Source organism: Nguyenibacter vanlangensis, from assembly GCF_013376155.1.
In the GTDB taxonomy this organism is placed as follows: Bacteria; Pseudomonadota; Alphaproteobacteria; order Acetobacterales; family Acetobacteraceae; genus Gluconacetobacter; species Gluconacetobacter vanlangensis.
On record NZ_JABXXP010000425.1, the window covers coordinates 1 to 2509 of the forward strand.

Genomic DNA, 2509 nt, shown 5'->3' on the forward strand with positions numbered 1-2509 from the left:
GGGCCGCAGACGCGGGCCGAGCCGTGCGGGCCGGGGCGGTCATGGGCGGGGTGGCCGTGGTCCGTGACGGATCGTGATCCGCGAAGGGGGCGCGGACGCATGCGACGGCTTGCGCGCGCCCGGTGATTTCCTGTTACATTGCGCCATGGCTGCTCAATTCCCCCCCCTGGTCGCGCCCAGCGTCCTGTCGGCTGATTTTTCCCGCATGGCCGAGGAGGTCATCGCCGTCGAACGAGGCGGGGCGGACTGGCTGCATCTGGACGTGATGGACGGCCATTTCGTGCCGAACCTGTCCTTCGGCGCGCAACTGGTCCAGGCGCTGCGCCCGCAGACCAACCTGGTGTTCGACGTGCACCTGATGATGGCGCCGGTCGATCCGTATCTGGAGATGTTCGCCAAGGCGGGGGCGGACCATATCCATGTCCATATCGAGGCCGGGCCGCATACTCACCGGACCTTGCAGCAGATCCGTGCGCTGGGGGTGAAGCCCGGCATCGCGCTGTGCCCGGCCACGCCGCCCGAGGCGGTGGCCGAGGTGCTGGACCTGGTGGACGTCATCCTGGTCATGACGGTCAACCCCGGATTCGGCGGCCAGAAATTCCTGGCCAGCCAGTTGCCCAAGATCCGCACCCTGCGCCGGATGGCGGACGAAACGGGGCGGGATATCCGGATCGGCGTCGATGGGGGGGTGGATGTCGAGACCGCCGCGCTGGCGACCGCGGCGGGCGCGGACATGCTGGTGGCCGGGACGTCGGTCTATGGCCAGCCGGATTACGGGCGGGCGATCGCGGCCCTGCGCGCGGCGGGCCGCCGCGCCGAATGAGTGCCCGAACGGGTGCCGGATGAGACGGGTGCCGGATGAAGAGTGCCGGATGTGAAGATCGCCGGATGAATGATGACGGACGGCCGGCCGCGATGGGTGCGGCCGGACATCGCGGGATGAAAGGGGCCTGATGGTCCTGCGTCGCTGGAGCCAGGACGCGCGTCTATCGCTGGCGCGCCTGCCTTCCCTCGCCGGGCTGGGACGGGTTCCCCCGGCGCCGGTTCATGCCGTCCGCGATCTGTGGCCGGGCGATCCGCTGGCGGGCAGCCAACTGGTCAAGGGGATGCTGTCCTTTGCCGGGGTCACGCGGCGGATCGGCCCCGGACGTTGGGAGGACGGGTCCTATCCCGAGCGGTTCCGCAGCTATCTGCACGGGTTTGCCTGGCTGCGCGACCTGCGCGCGGTCGGGACCGATGCGGCGCGCCTGCAGGCCCGCACGCTGGTCAATGACTGGCTGGCGCATCCGCCGACCGACCCGATGGTGCGCGATTGCGCGGTGACGGGCACGCGGCTGGCGTCGTGGCTGGGCCATTACGATTTCTTCGCCGCGTCGGCCGACGACGCCTTCCGCCAGCGCCAGATGCAGCGGCTGCTGGCCGAGGGGCGGACCCTGGCCGCTCTGGTGCCGCCCGAGAGCCATGACTGGCGCGCGCTGGCCGCCTTCAAGGGGCTGCTGGCGGCGGCGATCGCGATGCCGGAGCATAGCGGCTTCCTGGCGCGTTTCCTGCGCTATATCGACGGCGAATTGTCGCGGCAGGTGGCGCAGGACGGCTGCCATGTGCAGCGCAGCCCGGAGATCCAGCTTCTGGCGCTGCGAGAACTGGCGGAAATGCGCGCGATGCTGCAGGCGGCGCAGATCGGCGTGCCCGATTCGCTGGCCCTGGCGCTGGACCGGATGAGCCCGGTGCTGCGGGCGTTGCGTCATGGCGACGGCAGGCTGGCGCTGTTCAACGGCAGCCATGCCGGCAGCGTGGCGATGATCGAGATGGTGCTGTCGCAATCGACGCGGACCCGGGTGGTGGCCGGCGCGATGCCGGATGGCGGGTTCATCCGCCTGCAGGTCGGGCGGTCGCTGCTGCTGGTCGATGCGGGGTTGCCGCCGGCGCCGGGATTCGACGGCGAGGCGCATGCCGGCACGCTGTCCTTCGAATTCTCGGTGGCGCGGCAGCGGGTGATCGTGAATTGCGGGACGGGCGAGACGCCTGAGTGGCGCCGCGCGCTGCGCGAGAGCGCCGCGCATTCACTGCTGGTGCTGGAGGAGAGTTCGTCGTCGGACATCGGGCCGGGCACGGCGGACAGCCCGGGCGGCATCCGGCGCCGTCCGGCCCATGTGACGGCCGAGCAGATGGCCCAGGACGGTGCCCACTGGCTGGACCTGTCGCATGACGGGTACCATGCGCCCTTCGGCGCGTCCTGGCGGCGGCGACTGTATCTGGGCGATGGCGGCGCCGACCTGCGCGGCGAGGAGATCGTCGAGGGCGAGCGGCTGCAATCCTTCGTGCTGCGTTTCCACCTGCATCCGCAGGTCGGCGTGGAATGGGACGCGGACGGCCAGATGGTCGTGCTGGACGTGGGCGGCCAGCCCTGGCGGTTTCGCGCCGATGGCGGCGAGGTGGGGGTGGAGGAGAGCGTCTACTGCCCCGAGGGGACGCCCGAGTGGACGCGGCAGATCGTCGTCCGGGTTCG

General features: G+C 70.8%; 2 protein-coding genes. Both read left to right on the top strand.

All coding sequences use genetic code 11. From position 1 onward, the window contains the following. Positions 1 to 145 precede the first annotated feature (145 nt). The gene (gene rpe, locus HUK84_RS14835; protein WP_176640974.1) at positions 146 to 823 is read left to right on the top strand and encodes a ribulose-phosphate 3-epimerase; all 678 of its coding nucleotides are present in this window, start codon (positions 146 to 148) and stop codon (positions 821 to 823) included. A 130-nt stretch (positions 824 to 953) separates the two neighbouring features. Further along, positions 954 to 2509 (top strand): heparinase II/III family protein (locus tag HUK84_RS14840; protein ID WP_176640975.1); only part of this gene is annotated, 1556 nt, incomplete at its 3' end.

Bases quoted from the DNA above. Each gene is read 5' to 3' on its own strand.
- rpe (WP_176640974.1), top strand. From the start codon at position 146: ATGGCTGCTCAATTCCCCCCCCTGGTCGCGCCCAGCGTCCTGTCGGCT.